The organism is Mesorhizobium sp. M1403 (genome assembly GCF_040317695.1).
Classification (GTDB): Bacteria; Pseudomonadota; Alphaproteobacteria; order Rhizobiales; family Rhizobiaceae; genus Mesorhizobium.
The window spans coordinates 339,311-354,651 of record NZ_JAMYKY010000003.1; the positions used below are offsets into that span (position 1 = coordinate 339,311).

Consider the following 15,341-nt stretch of genomic DNA (forward strand, 5'->3'; position numbering starts at 1 on the left):
GGACAACCGCCAAACAGCGGCCGATGCTGCCCGAACCCATCCCCTCGATCTGCATGGTTTCGCCCCCGACGCGAGGGCACGATAACAGTTTTATCGGGTCACGGCACGATCAAATACTCATCCGAAACCGGCAATGGTTGCGGCTTAACCTGGAAAGATTGTGAAACCGCCATCGACACGGATTACCTGCCCGTTGATGAAGCGCGCGCGCGGACCGGCGAGGAAGGCCACCGCTTCGGCGATCTCTTCAGGCTCCGCATACCGGTTCAGCGATTTCTTGCTCGAATCCATGCGCTGCGGATCGACCACGCGACTCGCCTGGAACCGTGCCGTCTTGGTGGCGCCAGGGCTTACCGCATTGACGCGTACGCCATCGTCGATCAATTCCTTGGCGAGGCAGCGCGTATAATGGACGACGGCCGCCTTAAGCGTTGAGTAGACCACCTCGGGTGAGCAGCCGATATGCGCTGCCGCCGAGGCGATGTTGATCACCGAGCCCGAGCCCCGCTTGACCATCGGCGGAACGAACGCCTGGCAAACCAACATCGTGCCGATGAGATTGTTCTCGGTTAGAACCTTGATGTCGTCGTAGTCGATGTCGAGTGCGTTGTTGGGACTGGGCTTTACGCCCTTGGCGCCGATGTCGCCGCCGGCGCAGTTGACCAGAATGTGCACGTCGCCGAGGTCCGCCTCGATCTTCCTCTTCATTTCGGCGACAGCTTGCTTGTCGCCTATATTGCCGGTGACCGCGGTCACCCGTGTCCCATGCTTCTCCAAGCCCCGGGCAGAGTCGCCGAGGTCCGCGAATTCACCATATTGAGATGGCCGGGCCCAATCGAGGTCGTGGACCGCGACGTTTGCGCCAAGTTCGGCCAAGCGGTCGGCCATCACGCGGCCGAGGCCGCGTCCCGAGCCGGTGACGAAGGCGGTCAGGCCGCTGAGGTCTCGGGTGGTCATGCTGATCTCTCCATTGCAATGAAACCGAACTTCTTCATATTGGCGGCGCTGCGGCGGATCATGTCGAGCTCATACGAAACGAGCGCGCCGTCATCGTCGCGCTCCCATGGCGTGCGGTAGTCGGCGTCGTCCGCAAGACGGTTCGCGCGCGCAGCACTCAGGCAGGCCGCGAACTCGCGTGCGGTCTTCGGCGCATATCCGTTCCACCAGTCGTCCGTGAGACAGCGAACGTGACGGGCCTCCAGCGCGCCCGGTTCGAGCACCGCCGTCAGCGTGTCGTGGTGCTCGCCAAGGATGGCTGCCAGTTCGCCAAAAGGCACGGCGCCGTCGCCGATCGCGCAGCGGACCAGACGGTAGCCCTCATCCGTGAACTGCACGCGATAGTCCTTGAGGTGAACGTGGCGGACATAGGGTGCGATCCGCTGCGTGAAGGCAAGCGGCGCCTCGCCGACAGGAAAAGTGTTGCCGGTGTCGTAGGTGATGCCGACGCCCGGTCCGCCGAGCTCGCAGAACGCGACCAGTTCGTCGCTGCCGAAGTCCTGATGGTTCTCGATGCCGAGTACCCGGCCCTCGGCCGCCGCACGCGGTCCCCAATCTGTCAACGCAGCGCGGATCGTCGTATTGAACTCACTCCATTTCCGGCCCCAGGCGTTGCGGTCGCCGCACAGGACAGGCGTCAGTGCGATACGGATCGTCGTCGCCTCGAGCAGGCGCGCAGCCCGAAATGCGTTGTCCAGCGGACCTGCCACCAGCAGCCCGCCGCTCACCACGGGGACAATATCGAGCGCACTCATACGCTTGCGCAGCGCGACGATTTCGGCATCCGGCAAGTCGGTCAACCAGGGTTCGTAGATCTCGAGCGTGCGTGCGCCCAGTTCCTGCGCCAGCGCGATGAAGCCTTCCAGTCCCACGCCGTCCGGATTGTGCCGCGGCGTGCCACGGCCCTGCAGTCCGAGATAGTAGGTCAGTCCGTAGGGGTTGAGGCCGAGACGAAGCATCAGCTTGGCGGTTCCAATGGAGGGCGGAGAGGGGTCACTAGCGCAGGCCGGCATCGACGGTGATGGACTGCTTCGTGATCATGCGGCTGTCATCCGCTGCCAGGAAGAGCACGGTCCGCGCAATCTCCTCGCCCAGGAGGACGCGACGGATCAATTGCCGCTGCACCGTCTGGTCGACTGCCTCCTGCGTCTTGAACCACAGCTCGCGCTGCCGCTCGGTCATGACGGCGCCGGGTTCGACTGCATTGACGCGGATGTTGTCGGGTCCGAACGACCGCGCCAACGCACGCGTCAGCGCCACCACAGCCCCTTTGGCGGTGGCGTAGGCCACCATCTGGTCCGCTCCGAAACGCCAGGCAATGGAGGAGAAGTTTATGATCGAGCCGAAGCCGAGTTCCTGCATATGCGGATGCACAGCTTGAGCGGCGAAGAAGTGATGCCGGAGATTGATGTCGAAGCTGCGGTCCCAATATTCGGCCGTCACTGCGTCGATGGGATGGCGCTGATCATTGGCAGCGTTATTCACCAGGACGGCGACCGGACCAAGCCGCGCGCGCACGCCTTCTACCGACGCCTTTAACGCATCGACGTCGGTCACGTCGCAATGGAGATATAAGGGAGCCCGCCCGGCGGCACCGCCGAGCTCGCGCAGCAACGCCTCCGCTGGTTCGTCCTGCACATCGAGAAAGGCTACCCGGGCGCCATTCGAGGCGAAGGCGCGGACCATATCGGCGCCGATGCCGGAGGCGCCGCCGGAGATCAGCACGACCCGATCGGCCAAGCTCGGATAGGTTGCGAATTGTACGGACATCAAATTACAGAAGCGCCTTGGTTGTTGGATCGAACAGGCAGGCGCGCGACATATCGATGCCGAGCGTTATCGTCTCGCCCATGACGGGAGCGTCGTCCGGCTCGAAGCGGCCGGTGATCTCCAGGTCACCCAGCCTGAGCACGGCAAGCGTCTCGGCCCCGGTCGGCTCGACCAGCTCGACCGGCGCCTGCATGGACGCCACAGCAGGTTTGCGCGACTTCAGGTCGGTCGTGAAACGGTAGATGTGTTCCGGCCGGATACCGAGCACGACGTCCTTTGGCGCACCGGCGGGCATCGGCGCAGCAAGGGCAAGGCTGGCGTCGCTGCCGTCAGCGGCGCGTACCGAGATGCTGGTCGAGCCGGTAAGCCGCGCCGGGATGAAATTCATCGCCGGCGATCCCATGAAACCGGCAACGAACATGTTTGTCGGCCGGTCGTAGATCCGCTTCGGCGTGTCGAACTGCTGTACCGAGCCCTGGTTCATCACCGCAATGCGGGATGCAAGCGTCATCGCCTCGACCTGATCGTGGGTGACATACACCGTGGTCTTGCCGACGCGATGGTGGAGCTTCTTGATTTCGGTACGCATGTCGACGCGCAGCTTGGCGTCGAGATTGGACAGGGGCTCGTCGAACAAAAACAGCTTCGGGTCGCGGACGAGGGCACGCCCCATCGCAACGCGCTGCCGCTGGCCGCCCGAGAGCTGGCCAGGCTTGCGTTTAAGCAGCTGTTCGATCTGCAGGAGTGCGGCAACGCGCTGGACAGCTTCCGCTTGCACCGCTTTGGGCACGCCGCGGCTTTCCATGCCGAAGGTGATGTTCTGGCGCACCGTCATCGTGGGATAGAGGGCGTATGACTGGAACACCATCGCAATGTCGCGGTCCTTGGGTTGCACCGAGTTCACCAGCCGGTCGCCGATCCAAATCTCTCCCGACGTGACGGTTTCCAGGCCGGCAATCATGGCGAGCAAGGTTGACTTGCCGCAACCCGACGGACCGACAAGCGCGACGAATTCTCCGGTCTTAGCCTCGAGATTGATGCCGGAAAGAATCTCGAGCGAGCCGTAGCTCTTGTGAAGGTTGCGGATCATCAACGCGGACATGGGCGACGCCTCATTTGATGGCGCCCTGCGTGAGGCCGCGCACGAAGTATTTGCCACCGAACAGATAGATCAGCAGCGGTGGCAACGCGCCGATCAGCACGGCTGCGCTCATCACATCGTAAGCACGTGCGGTCGTGCCGCCGGCCGTGAGCGCGACCAACGCCGCCGTAATCGGCTGCTGCTGGCCCGACGTGAAGACGACGCCGAACAGATACTCGTTCCAGATGCCGGTGAACTGCCAGATGACGGTGACAATCAGAATGGGCGGCGACAGGGGCAGGATGATCTTGCGGAAGATTCGCCAGAAGCCGGCGCCGTCAATGCGCGCCGCCTTGATAAGGTCGTCCGGTATGCTGACGTAGAAATTGCGGCAGAACAGGGTGGTGAACGAGATGCCCTGGACGACGTGGATCAACACCAGCCCATATGTGGAATTGGTCAGGCCGAGCTTGCCGAGCAGGAACGCCCACGGCATCAGCGAAATCTGGCCGGGCATGAATACGCCGAGCAGCATCAGATTGAAGATCAGTTCGGAACCCCTGAAGCGCCATTTGGAGAGGATGTAGCCGTTCATGGCGCCGAGAATGGTCGAGATGATTGTGGCGGGGATCGTCATCGCCAGCGAGTTGAAGAAATTGCGCTTCATGCCCTCGCAGGTACCGCTGACACAGTAGGATCCCCAGGCCTGCGCCCACGCATCGAACCGGAAGCTGCGAGGTACGGAGATGAGGCCGTTGCGGGCAATCTCCGACTGCTCGCGCAATGAGTTGAAGATCACCACCAGCAACGGCACGAGATAGACCATCGCGAAAAGCGCCAGCACGGCATAAACAAGGAAGCGGCTCCAGAAATGCCGGCGCGTGGCTGCGGCAGCTTCCGGATCAAAGCCGGTCGGATTGGGGCGGGCCGGGTCAAAGCTGGCATTGGGGGCAATTTCAGCCATTGCGGCCCTCCGCCCGCCGGCGCCAGACGATCCACAACGAGTACGGCACCAGCACCACCGCGACTGCCGCGAGCATCATCATCGCCGCGGCGGCACCCTCGCCGATTTGCCCGCGCTGGAACATCAGGTCGTAGACATAGATGGCGGGGAAGGTGGTGGACACGCCTGGCCCACCCCGCGTCAACGCCGCCACCAGGTCGAAGGTCTTGATGGCGAATTGTATCTGAATGACCGCCACCGCCAGGAATATCGGGGCGATGGTGGGCAGGATGACCCTGCGATAGGTCCGGAAAACCGACGCGCCGTCGATTTGCGCGGCTTTGACGAGATCCGGATCGACCGACCGCAGACCGGCCAGGAAAAGTGCCATCGCGAAGCCGGACGACTGCCAGATACCGGTTATGATCACCGCATAGATCGCCGTGTTGCGGTTGGCCGTCAGGGCGAAGCTGAAGTCGGTCCAGCCAAGCCCGCGAACGAAGGCCTGGATACCGTCGACAGGGTTATAGAGCCAGCTCCACACCGTACCGGTGACGATGAAGGACACCGCCAACGGATAGAGGAAGATAGTGCGCCAAACCGCCTCGCCGCGGACGCGCTGGTCGATCGCGATCGCGAGCAGCAGGCCAACCGCCATCGAGCCAACGATATAGAAGCCGCTGAACAGGAAGAGATTCGTATAGGCGATGTTCCAGCGCCGGTTTGCCCAGAGCGAAGCGTAATTGTCGAGGCCGACGAACCCATAGGTCGGCAACAGCGACGAATTGGACAGCGAGATGTAGAGCGTCCAGAGCGTGAAGACGAAAACATAGACGAAGCTCGCCGCTATCGACGGCGCCAGCACCAGAATGGGCACCATCGTGCCAAGGCGCTCGCGCCACGGACGGGTCGTGGCGGCTGCGGCCGGTACAATCAGGTCATGGGTGGACATCGGGCTGCTCCGGCGAGGTCTGGCCGGGCGCTTCGCCCCCGGCCATCATCGGCAGCGTCACTTCTGCGCTTCGGCCGCATCCGCCATCGCATTGGCCGCGTCCTGCGCACTCATGTCCGGCGTTGCTACAAACTCGGTGATGCTGTCCATGATCGCGCCGCGGACCTTTTGCGGCACAGTCATGTTGTGCGCCATCGAACGCACGAGCGTGCCGGCGGAGATCGAGGCTTGCAGATCCTTTTGCGAGAGTTGCTGGCAGGGATTGAAGCCGTTCGAAAGATCGACGTCGAGGCGGGCCGGGATGGATCCTTTGGTCTGATTGAAAATGGTCTGGAACTCGGGCGACAGGATGATGCTGGCAAGCAGCTTCTGCCCCTCGATATAGTCCGGGTCCTTCTGCTTGAAGAACACGACTGAGTCTGAATTCAGGATGAAGCCAGGCTTGCCCCAATCGGTCGGTGCCTGGGCGCAGACATAGTCGGTGCCCTCCTTGAAGCCGCCAGCCGTCAGCAGGCCGATCGTCCAGTCGCCCATGATATGGAAGGCGGCCTCGCCGCGGCCGACCAGGTGCGACATGGTATCCCAGTCACGCCCATTCATGCCGGGGTCCATGTACTTCGAGGTCATGGTGCGGAACTGCTCGAAGGCCTTGACCATGCCGTCGCTGCGCATGGCATCGACGTCGCCCTCGACGAAAGCTTTCTTGTAGAGATCGAGGTCCTGACCGTACACGACAACTTCGAAAACCGTCGAGTCGGTCCAGTCGGCGGTCGAGTGCGAAATGCAGATCTTGCCGCTGGCCACGATCTTGTCGCAGGCGGCGTTGAATTCCGCCCATGTCTTCGGCATCTCGGTGACGCCCGCATCCTTCATGAGCTTTGGCGATGCCCAAAGCCAGTTGATGCGGTGGATGTTCATCGGCGCCGCCACCCAATTCCCGGTCGGCTTCATCACCGGCAGCAATTCGGGAGCCACGACCTTCTCCCAATTTTCCGCCTTCGCCAGGTCGTCGAGATTGGCTGTCATGCCCGTCTCGTTCCATTCGGCGATCTCGGGGCCTTTGAGCTGCACAGCGGGAGGTGCGTTGCCGGCGATCACATCGGCACGCAGTTTGGCCAATGTGTTGGCTGTATGGCCTGCGATCGAGGTCTGCTGCCAGGCGCCGCCCTTGGCGGTAAACATCTCGCCGAGCTTGGCGATAGCCTGGGCGTCCGATCCGGTCGCCCATTGGTGCAAGAGGTTGGTCTTGGGCTCCGCGAGTGCTGCTCCGGTAAGCAAGGTGAAGGCGGTAGCGGCCGCAAAGGCCGTCCTCAGATATTTCATCGTTTCACTCCCATAGGTGATGCACGGTTCGTATCGACCGCTTGTGGCCCGCGATTTGAGGTCGTGGCCGGTGAGATGCAGTAATCTCCGTTCTTTCCAAGATGACATATTTGGGCTATCAGTCAACGTCCTTTGTGCTCATCATGAACAAACCTTCGCTTAGAAATTGGCTGATCGACAGGCCGTCCGCGTCGCCGGAGAGCCTGATCGTCCGATGCCTGCGTGAGCGCGGCGTGCTTTCTGCGTCGCAAATTACCCGCATTACCGGTTTGGCGCGGTCGACGGTTTCAACCGCGCTCAATGGTTTGAGAAAATCGGGGATGGTGATCGAATCCTCGGCCCATCATGACGCGGCCAGGGGTATCGGCAGGCCTGCCACGGCATTGACGCTCAATCCCGCTGCGGGCACCTGCGTCGGCATCCATCTGGGCCTCGACGAAATGCGATGCGTCGTCGCCGACGTCTCGCATTCTTTCATTGTCGAACAAACTATCCCCATGGGCCTGGACTACCAGCCGCAGCAGGCGGCCCAGCTCGCCAAGTCAGTAATTGCCCGATGCTATGAAGAGAACGGTCTGCCGATGGCGGGGCTCCTGGGGGTTGGGGTCTCCGTCTCGGGCCCAGTCAGCCGCGAAGGAGTGGTGCTGCGCGCGAGTATCGTTCCGACCTGGGCCGGGGTCAACATCCGCGATGTGTTCGGGCCGGTCCTCGAACAGCCGATCTTCGCCGACAATGAGAGCAACTGCTCGGCCATTGCGGAGCTGATGTGGGGGGCTGCCGTCGGCCAGGACGATTTCGTGCTGTTCAAGGTCGATCTGGGGGTCGGCGGGGCCATTGTCCAGCATGGCCGGCTGGTAAGCGGCATCGCCGGCGGCGCCGGCGAATTCGGGCATATCAGCATCGATCCCAGCGGTGACCTTTGCCGGTGCGGCAATCGCGGATGCCTGGAGCTCTATGCCAGCTTTGCCCGGCCGCTCGAGCAGATTTCGCGCATCGTGCGGCGGCCGGTCACGATGGACGACGTGATCATGATGGCCGAGCAGGGCGACGTAAGGGCGCTGCGGATGATCGAGGACACCGCCGAGTTCGCCGGACGTGGGCTCGGCTTGATCGGTTCGGTGCTCAATCCGCCGCTCATTATCATCGGCGGCCGCATGGCCTTGGCGGGCGACATTCTCCTGGCGCCACTGATCGCGTCATATGAACGCCACACGCTCATCAAGTCCCGCGATGTGGCGCCCGCGCTGCGCACGCGGATAATCGTTGGCAAGCACACGGAGAACGATGCATTGCTCGGCGCGGTCGGCCTCGTGCTGCGCCACAACAGCCGACTGCGATGATATGGCTACGTTCCAGGTAAACCTTGCCGTACGAAGGCAGAGGTCATGGGTTCGAATCCCTTCGGGTGCACCAAACACCGCCATTTGCCGCCGCCTACGGCGCACGCGCCGGCCAGAGCACGCCAGCCTAGCAGGGGCGGCGACTGATTGAGTTCGAATCCTTTGAGGCGATGACGGCTCGGCCCTCATTTTGCGACATTTGGGGTCTGGTCGCACGTAAGCGGACATCACACTTCGGCGCCCACGACGCCCCAGCGATCGGCCCAGGATTCCAACGTACCCGCCCAAGGACTATCAGTCTGCATTGATTGGGTCTGCACCTTGTGGCCGTTGCGAGAGTTCAGCGATCAGATGGTCGGCAACGACCCTAACGGAGGGGAGCTGCCCGCGACGATGCGGCATCAGCAGAGTCGTCGCCACGCCACGCGCTGTCCAGTCCGGTAAGATGCGGACAAGCGCGCCGGACTCGATCAGCGGCGCACAGAAGCTGCCCGCCAGGCAAGCCACGCCGAGCCCGGCCCTCGCGGCTTCCCGCAAGGAGACGGTTTCGTTGGCGATATAGCGCGGAGATGGCGTGACCTCCGCAACGACGCCTTGCCCATCGTGAAGCGTCCAGACCCTCTCCGACGACGATGCCATAATCCCATCGAGCCCGTTCGCTTCCTCGGGTCGAGAAGGCATGCCGTTCTTCCGAATATAGTCGAGCGAGGCGACGAGCCAGGCGGGGTCGTAATCGATGCGACGTTGCACGAGTTCGGTATCCGGCAACGGGGCGAAGTGGTTGCGGATGGCGATGTCGAAACCTTCCTGCACGATGTCCACGAACCTGTCGGAGACGTCGAGCATGATGCGGACCTTCGGATAGCTCGCTGCGAGACGCGGGAGGATCGGCGCTAGACGGAACTGGGCGATCGGCAGCGATGCCGTGATCCGCACCGTTCCGCTCGGTTCCGCAAGGCGACCCTTGATCACATGCTCGGCCGCCTCCGCTTCGATCAGCATGGCGGCGGCATGACGATGAAAATCTCGGCCGATCTCGGTCACGGTGAAGCTGCGCGAGGTCCGCTGGACCAGACGCACGCCAATCGCCTTTTCCAGCTCGGAGAGCCGCTTGCTGAGAGTGGACTTGGGGATGCCCAGGGCACGCCCCGCCGCAGCGAAGCCGCCATGATCAACTACTTGAACGAAAACGAGGAGGTCGTTGAGATTCAGCATCCGGAGCTCTCATCGTTCCTAAATGTGGACGATAGGTCTACAGATAACCCACTACTGCTTCTGCGTCCAATATTGCATCTCTTTGTAGCCGCCGCCGTGGGGCGGGGCTGCAATTCGGAACGTAGAAGGACGCACGTACATGGCCAATATCTCGATCCTCGGCCTCGGGGCCATGGGGCAGGCGCTGACCGCCCGATTTCTTTCGCAGGGCCACACGGTCACGGTCTGGAACCGCACGCCGGGCAAGGCCGCATCACTGGTTGCCAAAGGCGCGCGCGAGGTGAAGTCCGCCGCCGACGCGACCGCCGCAAGTGACGTCACCGTGATGTGCGTGCTGGACTATGCCGCGTCGGATTCGGTGATCGATGATGCGGCATCGGCGCTCTCCGGGCGTTCGCTGGTCAATCTCACCAACGGCACGCCGGCACAGGCGCGCGCCACGGCCGAGCGGATTGCCAAGCTGGGCGCCGCCTATCTCGACGGCGGCATCATGGCGACGCCTCCGATGATCGGCGGCGAACATGCGCTTATCCTCTACAGCGGCTCCAAAGCGGCCTTCGATGCGCACGCCCGAACGCTCGAGGCGCTTGGCGCCGCGAACTATCTCGGCGGGGATGCCGGGCTGGCATCGCTGCACGACTTGGCCCTTCTTAGCGGCATGTATGGCCTTTTCGCCGGCTTCTTCCACGCTACCGCGCTCGTAGATTCCGAAGGCATTGGCGCGGGCGCTTTCCTCAAGCTCCTTGGCCCATGGATGACCGCGATGATGGGCGAGCTGCCGGGATATGCGGAGAAGATCGACAGCGGCAGGCATGGCGTGAATGTGGTGTCGAACCTCGGGATGCAGGCCGCCTCACTGGACAACATCCTCACAGCTACCCGGGAGCAGGGCGTCGCCACCGATCTGCTCGACCCCATGCTGGACCTGTTCCGCAAACGGGTGGGAGGCGGATTCGGAGATGAGGATATTTCAGGTGTTTTCGAGCTGATCCGGCGAAAGAGCGGGAAAGGCGGGTGAAGCCGTCGTGGATGGCGCCATATCCCTCGCCGCTGCCGACATTCTCGGCCTCCCGGGGAGGCGGTGCACCAGCGTCCAAAATGAACCCAGCTTCGGGGTTCGCTGCCCGCCGGCAAGCGGTTCGTCATCCTCTCCTCGCGCGGCGATGCGGGATACACTCCCGGCGGTCGGCTGGAATTCGAGTTTGCACGGGATGATGGCTGGAACACTCGGTCAGGCTCCGCTTGACCCGGACGACTTCCCTGCGTCCTCAATGACGTCGTAGTGGCATACACGCGGATCGAAGGAGAGCAGCTCGGCGACAGCGCCCGGTTCGACGACCGCCTTTTCAACATCTGACCCGGCAAATCTGCCGATGGCCTCCATCGATTGCCACCGGGTCTGCACCTGAAATTCGATTTCGGCATCAACTTTGCGCACGCTCAACTGCGCTCCGAGAAATCCGGCCGTCTGGAGCAATGCCGGAAGGACACTGGTTCTGAAGTGGTTGGGATAACCGTGCGGATTGGACGCCGCGGCGCGAGCGCGCCATTGACGAATAACCATCTTGCTCTCCTCGATGCGTCGCCGCCAAGCAGCGGCATGTGGACCTCAAATATCTAATGCACAACTCTGGCCGCGCTGAGCCAGGCTGGGCAACCACGTCGGCGACGTCAGCCAGCGTATCGTCGTCGACGCGGCGCAACTACAACTCGATTCGCTATCGGCCCAAGGCGTCGCGGAACTCGATCGGGCCGGGGCGCGCGCTGCTGAGCAGTTCTGGTTTCGTAGACGCGTCTAAGCATCGGCACAGCCTACATATTGACTTGTATGATGCAACCCATATGGCCCGTCGCAGGCTGTGCCGCCTCGCTTTTGCGCACCTGGTTGGGGAGCCGCGACGGCGGCTCCCCAATTCCTCATACCCCGACGTGCACCGGCGCAGGGGCCGGCGTTCTGTCCCGCGAAAGAAGGAGCAGCGCAAGCGTTGCACCGGTGGCGGCGATGATCACACAGGCCCAAAAGCCCGCCGCATACCCTGCGGTCAGTGCTGCGGGGGTATCCGACGTCCCCGTCATCGAGACGGCGACGGTGGCGGTGATGGCTACCCCCAGAGCAGCGCCAATCTGGAACATCGCGCTGTTTATCCCGGACGCGAGGCCTGCGTCGGCTTCCTTGACCTTCGAGAGAGCTGCAACGGAACCGGCAACGGCAGCCATTCCGATACCAGGCCCGAAGGCGATCAAGCCCGGAAGCAGATGCGCGAGGTAGGTGCCTTCGGGAACAATGAAGGTGAAGAGTGCGCACCCAGCGCCCATCAAGAGCATGGCGATCACGGCAATCGCACGCGCCCCGGCCCGGCCGATCCATTTACCCGTCAGTGTTGAGGAGACGATCGACAGGATTGCATAGATCATCGTGCCAAGGCCAACGACAAGCGGCGAGTAACCCAGGACCTTCTGGGCATAAAGCGACACCAAAAGTGCCATGCCGAATACGAGCGCCCCGGCGAAGAGCATGGTCAGGTTCCCGCCGACAAATGAGCGAGACCGAAAGATGGCAAGGGGAACAAGCGGGTTATTCACCCGCCTTTCGATCAGCACGAATGCGCCGAGCAGTCCGAGCGTTGCACCCAACAGGCCCAGGGTTTGCGGATGGGCCCAGCCAACGCTGGGAACCTCGGTGATCGCCAGTACGAATGCCACGAGCGCCGCGGTAATCGTCACGGCGCCGCCGAGATCGAAGCCACCGCGGCTGCCGATAGCACGGCTCTCGCGCAGCGTGAACGGGCTGAGCCCCAGGATCATGGCGCAGATGGGGACATTAATGAAGAACACCCAGCGCCAACCGAGCCAATCGGCAAGCGGTCCACCCACCAGCAGCGCGGCGGTGGCCCCGCCGGCTCCCATCGCGGACCATAGCCCCAGGGCTCGATTCCGTTCATTTCCCTCGAAGGTTGTCATGAGGATCGATAGGGCGCTGGGGGTCAATACGGCAGCGGCAATTCCTTGAACAACCCGGGCACCGATGAGAAATCCTGGATTGCCCGAAAGCCCGCACGCCAGCGAGGCGACAAGGAAAGCAGCTGTGCTCGCCATGAACAGGCGCCGCCGACCCAACAGATCCGATACTCGACCCCCGAGAAGAAGAAGCCCGCCCAGAGCCAGCATGTAGGCGCTCATCACCCACTGCACCGCGGATGGGGTGAAACCGAGTTGTGCCTCGATCGAGGGTAAGGCGAGGAGGACGATCTGTCCGTCAAGGCAAACCATAAAGAAGGCTACGCAAAGTACCGCCAATGCAATCCAGCGTCGTGGATCGGGTGCGGCGGAAAAATTCTTGGATGGGATATCCATGGGAAAGTCCTTTTGCTTGCCTGCGGCGCGATAACGCCACGAGGGAGGCGCAAGGTGATTGACTTACCGCCGGTTTGGCAAGTACCTACTATTTTGTAGGTACCCTATCGGAGCGATGTGATGGCAACGAACTTACCTGAAGCCTGCGGCCTGGGGCCGGCATTCCTTGTGATCAGCGGCAAGTGGAAAGGCACGATCCTCTGGCTTTGCCGGAAGCAGCCGCGGCGGTTTGGCGAGTTGCGTCGCCTTATTCCCGACATGAGCGAGAAGATGCTCATCCAGCATTTGCGAGAGATGGTGGCGGACGGACTCCTTGACCGACACGATTTTGGGGAGGTTCCGCCTCGCGTCGCATACTCGTTGACTGACCTGGGTCTGGAGCTGGACGACGCTCTTGCTCCGCTTGCGCACTGGGGTCTCAAGCATTCGGATCGACTGACACGGGATCGACCAATGTCGCTGGTCAAGGCGTAGCGCCTTAGGTGCGGCGGTGTGCTGTGCGCGAGTATCGTTCCGACCTTGTTTGGGCCGACCCTCGAACAGCCGATCTTCGCCGAAAATGAGAGCAACTGCTCGGCCATTGCGGAGTTGATGTGGGGTGCGGCCGTCGGCCAAGACGACTTCGTGCTCCTCAAGGTCGATCTGGGCGTCGGCGGGCCATTGTCCAGCACGGCCGGCTGGTGAGCGGCATCGCCGGCGGCGCCGGCGAATTCGGGCACATCAGCATCGATCCCGGCGGTGACCTTTGCCGGTGCGGCAATCGCGGATGCCTGGAGCTCTATGCCAGCTTTGCCCGGCCGCTCGAGCAGATTTCGCGCATCGTGCGGCGGCCGGTCACGATGGACGACGTGATCATGATGGCCGAGCAGGGCGACGTAAGGGCGCTGCGGATGATCGAGGACACCGCCGAGTTCGCCGGACGTGGGCTCGGCTTGATCGGTTCGGTGCTCAATCCGCCGCTCATTATCATCGGCGGCCGCATGGCCTTGGCGGGCGACATTCTCCTGGCGCCACTGATCGCGTCATATGAACGCCACACGCTCATCAAGTCCCGCGATGTGGCGCCCGCGCTGCGCACGCGGATAATCGTTGGCAAGCACACGGAGAACGATGCATTGCTCGGCGCGGTCGGCCTCGTGCTGCGCCACAACAGCCGACTGCGATGATATGGCTACGCATCGATCGGTGCTTTGAGACTCGTTGTTTCACATCGGTGCGCACCCGCAACACGGCCAAGTCCCTCCGGCCGTTGGACTGGTTCACTCTGGCGCGTTAGAGCGTGGCTGATGATGAGCGTGCCGAGAGGTGTTATAAGGGTCGCGTGCGTTTATGGTGTTAACGGGCAAGCTTGGGAGCGGTTGTCAATGCCATATTGCTGCAGCAGGCCAAGCCCCACCCCTCGCCCGGCCGAGAAAACTGCAAGATGAAGCAGAGCGGAGTTGTCTTGCCGCACGGTGGTGGGCGGGTGGTGCCGGCTCTCGGGATCGACGTCCATGTGTGGCGGGTCGCCCTCGATGCTCCCCTTTCGCAGTCGGACCTGGCCGTGCTCAATCCAGCTGAATTGACCAGGAGCGGCCGGTTTGTTTTCGAGCAGGATCAGCGGCGCCATCTGGCAGCTCATGCCGGCTTACGCGGGGTGCTGTCCATTTACACCGGTCGGGCGCCGGGAGAGCTCGATCTGCGGCAGACCCCGCAGGGAAAGCCGTTCCTTGCTGACGGGCGCCTCTCCTTCAATCTTTCGCATTCGGGGGAGCTTGCCCTCGTGGCCGTGGCTGCCGCCGGGCAAGTCGGCGTGGATGTCGAACGCGTCGCCTCGAGGAGCGGGGAGATGTCCATTGCCCGTTCTCTGTTCGCGCCTGGCGAGATCGCACAACTTGAGTCGCTGGCGCCAGAGGCCCGCCGCCTCATGTTCTGCCGGCTTTGGACTTGTCGCGAAGCCGCGCTCAAGGCTGTCGGCGTCGGCCTCTCCGGAGAGGGACTCGAGATAGGGAGGGACGGGAGCGGCGAAGCCTATATCCTCTCGCCGCCGCTGGAATTGGTTGAACCCCTCAGGCTCATTGAGTTCCGCCCAAGCGGGCACCACGTGGCCGCTGTCGCCTGGAGTGCACGCGGTCCTCAGGCCGTCGCACGCCGCTTCGATTTCGACTTGGGATTGCCTTGACGCTCGGGAACCGGATCTCGGTGACCCCTGTTGTTGGCGACGAGGATCGAGCGGACGGGTCCTCTTCAAAAGCAATCAGATCGGCTTAATAACTAGTCAAATTAGCCTAAAAAGTAGTCAGATCGGCTTAAATGACACATTTTGCGACAAAAATGCTAGGCTGGTGAATTTTGCTCTTGGACCTTCCGTTGGGACATGCACTTAAA

Annotated in this window: 14 protein-coding genes and 1 pseudogene; 5 read left to right on the forward strand and 10 right to left on the reverse strand. The window is 62.5% G+C overall.

What is annotated here, in order from left to right; translation table 11 throughout:
* Window positions 1-144 precede the first annotated feature (144 nt).
* From NKH01_RS09235 to NKH01_RS09265, 7 genes are read right to left on the reverse strand one after another with little or no spacing between them, the layout of a single operon-like run.
* Window positions 145-957, reverse strand: a complete 813-nt coding sequence (locus tag NKH01_RS09235) for an SDR family NAD(P)-dependent oxidoreductase (protein ID WP_023720285.1) — start codon at window positions 955-957, stop codon at window positions 145-147.
* Window positions 954-1,955 carry a sugar phosphate isomerase/epimerase family protein gene (locus tag NKH01_RS09240; protein ID WP_352640242.1) on the reverse strand — a complete coding sequence of 334 codons (1,002 nt, stop codon included), beginning with the start codon at window positions 1,953-1,955 and terminating at the stop codon, window positions 954-956. The genes NKH01_RS09235 and NKH01_RS09240 overlap by 4 nt, the downstream gene beginning before the upstream one ends.
* Before the next feature lie 37 nt (window positions 1,956-1,992).
* Window positions 1,993-2,766, reverse strand: coding sequence for an SDR family NAD(P)-dependent oxidoreductase (locus NKH01_RS09245; protein ID WP_023720287.1), 774 nt, complete (start codon window positions 2,764-2,766; stop codon window positions 1,993-1,995).
* A gap of 4 nt (window positions 2,767-2,770) precedes the next feature.
* Window positions 2,771-3,868 (reverse strand): ABC transporter ATP-binding protein, encoded by a 1,098-nt coding sequence (locus NKH01_RS09250; RefSeq protein ID WP_023720288.1) that lies wholly within the window; start codon window positions 3,866-3,868, stop codon window positions 2,771-2,773.
* A gap of 10 nt (window positions 3,869-3,878) precedes the next feature.
* Complete coding sequence (locus NKH01_RS09255; protein ID WP_023720289.1) at window positions 3,879-4,811, reverse strand: carbohydrate ABC transporter permease; 933 nt, start codon at window positions 4,809-4,811, stop codon at window positions 3,879-3,881.
* Entirely contained in the window at window positions 4,804-5,742 is a 939-nt protein-coding gene (locus tag NKH01_RS09260) for a carbohydrate ABC transporter permease (protein WP_352482018.1), read from the reverse strand. The genes NKH01_RS09255 and NKH01_RS09260 overlap by 8 nt, the downstream gene beginning before the upstream one ends.
* A gap of 57 nt (window positions 5,743-5,799) precedes the next feature.
* A complete protein-coding gene (locus NKH01_RS09265) occupies window positions 5,800-7,065 on the reverse strand; it encodes an ABC transporter substrate-binding protein (RefSeq protein ID WP_353019993.1) in 1,266 nt (421 codons plus the stop codon).
* A gap of 143 nt (window positions 7,066-7,208) precedes the next feature.
* Here NKH01_RS09265 and NKH01_RS09270 point away from each other — a divergent pair, with 143 nt between their 5' ends.
* Window positions 7,209-8,405: an ROK family transcriptional regulator gene (locus tag NKH01_RS09270; RefSeq protein ID WP_353019995.1), complete on the forward strand. Its 1,197-nt coding sequence runs from the start codon at window positions 7,209-7,211 to the stop codon at window positions 8,403-8,405.
* A 294-nt stretch (window positions 8,406-8,699) separates the two neighbouring features.
* Here NKH01_RS09270 and NKH01_RS09275 read toward each other — a convergent pair whose 3' ends face one another.
* Entirely contained in the window at window positions 8,700-9,620 is a 921-nt protein-coding gene (locus NKH01_RS09275) for a LysR substrate-binding domain-containing protein (RefSeq protein ID WP_352858846.1), read from the reverse strand.
* Between the two features lie 139 nt (window positions 9,621-9,759).
* Between NKH01_RS09275 and NKH01_RS09280 the strand changes: the two genes are divergently transcribed.
* Window positions 9,760-10,638 (forward strand): NAD(P)-dependent oxidoreductase, encoded by an 879-nt coding sequence (locus NKH01_RS09280; RefSeq protein WP_353019996.1) that lies wholly within the window; start codon window positions 9,760-9,762, stop codon window positions 10,636-10,638.
* A gap of 213 nt (window positions 10,639-10,851) precedes the next feature.
* Here NKH01_RS09280 and NKH01_RS09285 read toward each other — a convergent pair whose 3' ends face one another.
* Complete coding sequence (locus NKH01_RS09285; protein ID WP_352482021.1) at window positions 10,852-11,184, reverse strand: antibiotic biosynthesis monooxygenase family protein; 333 nt, start codon at window positions 11,182-11,184, stop codon at window positions 10,852-10,854.
* Window positions 11,185-11,537: 353 nt separating this feature from the next.
* On the reverse strand, window positions 11,538-12,974 hold the full coding sequence (locus NKH01_RS09290; protein WP_352494764.1) for an MFS transporter: 1,437 nt from the start codon (window positions 12,972-12,974) through the stop codon (window positions 11,538-11,540).
* Between the two features lie 120 nt (window positions 12,975-13,094).
* Between NKH01_RS09290 and NKH01_RS09295 the strand changes: the two genes are divergently transcribed.
* The 3 genes and pseudogenes from NKH01_RS09295 to NKH01_RS09305 all read left to right on the forward strand — a co-directional run bounded on the left by NKH01_RS09295 (window position 13,095) and on the right by NKH01_RS09305 (window position 15,135).
* Window positions 13,095-13,448, forward strand: coding sequence for a winged helix-turn-helix transcriptional regulator (locus NKH01_RS09295; protein WP_023720297.1), 354 nt, complete (start codon window positions 13,095-13,097; stop codon window positions 13,446-13,448).
* Window positions 13,449-13,565: 117 nt separating this feature from the next.
* Window positions 13,566-14,140: pseudogene (locus NKH01_RS09300) on the forward strand (ROK family protein).
* Between the two features lie 257 nt (window positions 14,141-14,397).
* Window positions 14,398-15,135, forward strand: coding sequence for a 4'-phosphopantetheinyl transferase family protein (locus NKH01_RS09305; RefSeq protein WP_353019998.1), 738 nt, complete (start codon window positions 14,398-14,400; stop codon window positions 15,133-15,135).
* The last annotated feature ends 206 nt before the right edge of the window (window positions 15,136-15,341 follow it).

Bases quoted from the DNA above. Each gene is read 5' to 3' on its own strand.
- NKH01_RS09235 (WP_023720285.1), bottom strand. From the start codon at position 957: ATGACCACCCGAGACCTCAGCGGCCTGACCGCCTTCGTCACCGGCTCG.
- NKH01_RS09240 (WP_352640242.1), bottom strand. From the start codon at position 1,955: ATGCTTCGTCTCGGCCTCAACCCCTACGGACTGACCTACTATCTCGGA.
- NKH01_RS09245 (WP_023720287.1), bottom strand. From the start codon at position 2,766: ATGTCCGTACAATTCGCAACCTATCCGAGCTTGGCCGATCGGGTCGTG.
- NKH01_RS09250 (WP_023720288.1), bottom strand. From the start codon at position 3,868: ATGTCCGCGTTGATGATCCGCAACCTTCACAAGAGCTACGGCTCGCTC.
- NKH01_RS09255 (WP_023720289.1), bottom strand. From the start codon at position 4,811: ATGGCTGAAATTGCCCCCAATGCCAGCTTTGACCCGGCCCGCCCCAAT.
- NKH01_RS09260 (WP_352482018.1), bottom strand. From the start codon at position 5,742: ATGTCCACCCATGACCTGATTGTACCGGCCGCAGCCGCCACGACCCGT.
- NKH01_RS09265 (WP_353019993.1), bottom strand. From the start codon at position 7,065: ATGAAATATCTGAGGACGGCCTTTGCGGCCGCTACCGCCTTCACCTTG.
- NKH01_RS09270 (WP_353019995.1), top strand. From the start codon at position 7,209: ATGAACAAACCTTCGCTTAGAAATTGGCTGATCGACAGGCCGTCCGCG.
- NKH01_RS09275 (WP_352858846.1), bottom strand. From the start codon at position 9,620: ATGCTGAATCTCAACGACCTCCTCGTTTTCGTTCAAGTAGTTGATCAT.
- NKH01_RS09280 (WP_353019996.1), top strand. From the start codon at position 9,760: ATGGCCAATATCTCGATCCTCGGCCTCGGGGCCATGGGGCAGGCGCTG.
- NKH01_RS09285 (WP_352482021.1), bottom strand. From the start codon at position 11,184: ATGGTTATTCGTCAATGGCGCGCTCGCGCCGCGGCGTCCAATCCGCAC.
- NKH01_RS09290 (WP_352494764.1), bottom strand. From the start codon at position 12,974: ATGGATATCCCATCCAAGAATTTTTCCGCCGCACCCGATCCACGACGC.
- NKH01_RS09295 (WP_023720297.1), top strand. From the start codon at position 13,095: ATGGCAACGAACTTACCTGAAGCCTGCGGCCTGGGGCCGGCATTCCTT.
- NKH01_RS09305 (WP_353019998.1), top strand. From the start codon at position 14,398: ATGAAGCAGAGCGGAGTTGTCTTGCCGCACGGTGGTGGGCGGGTGGTG.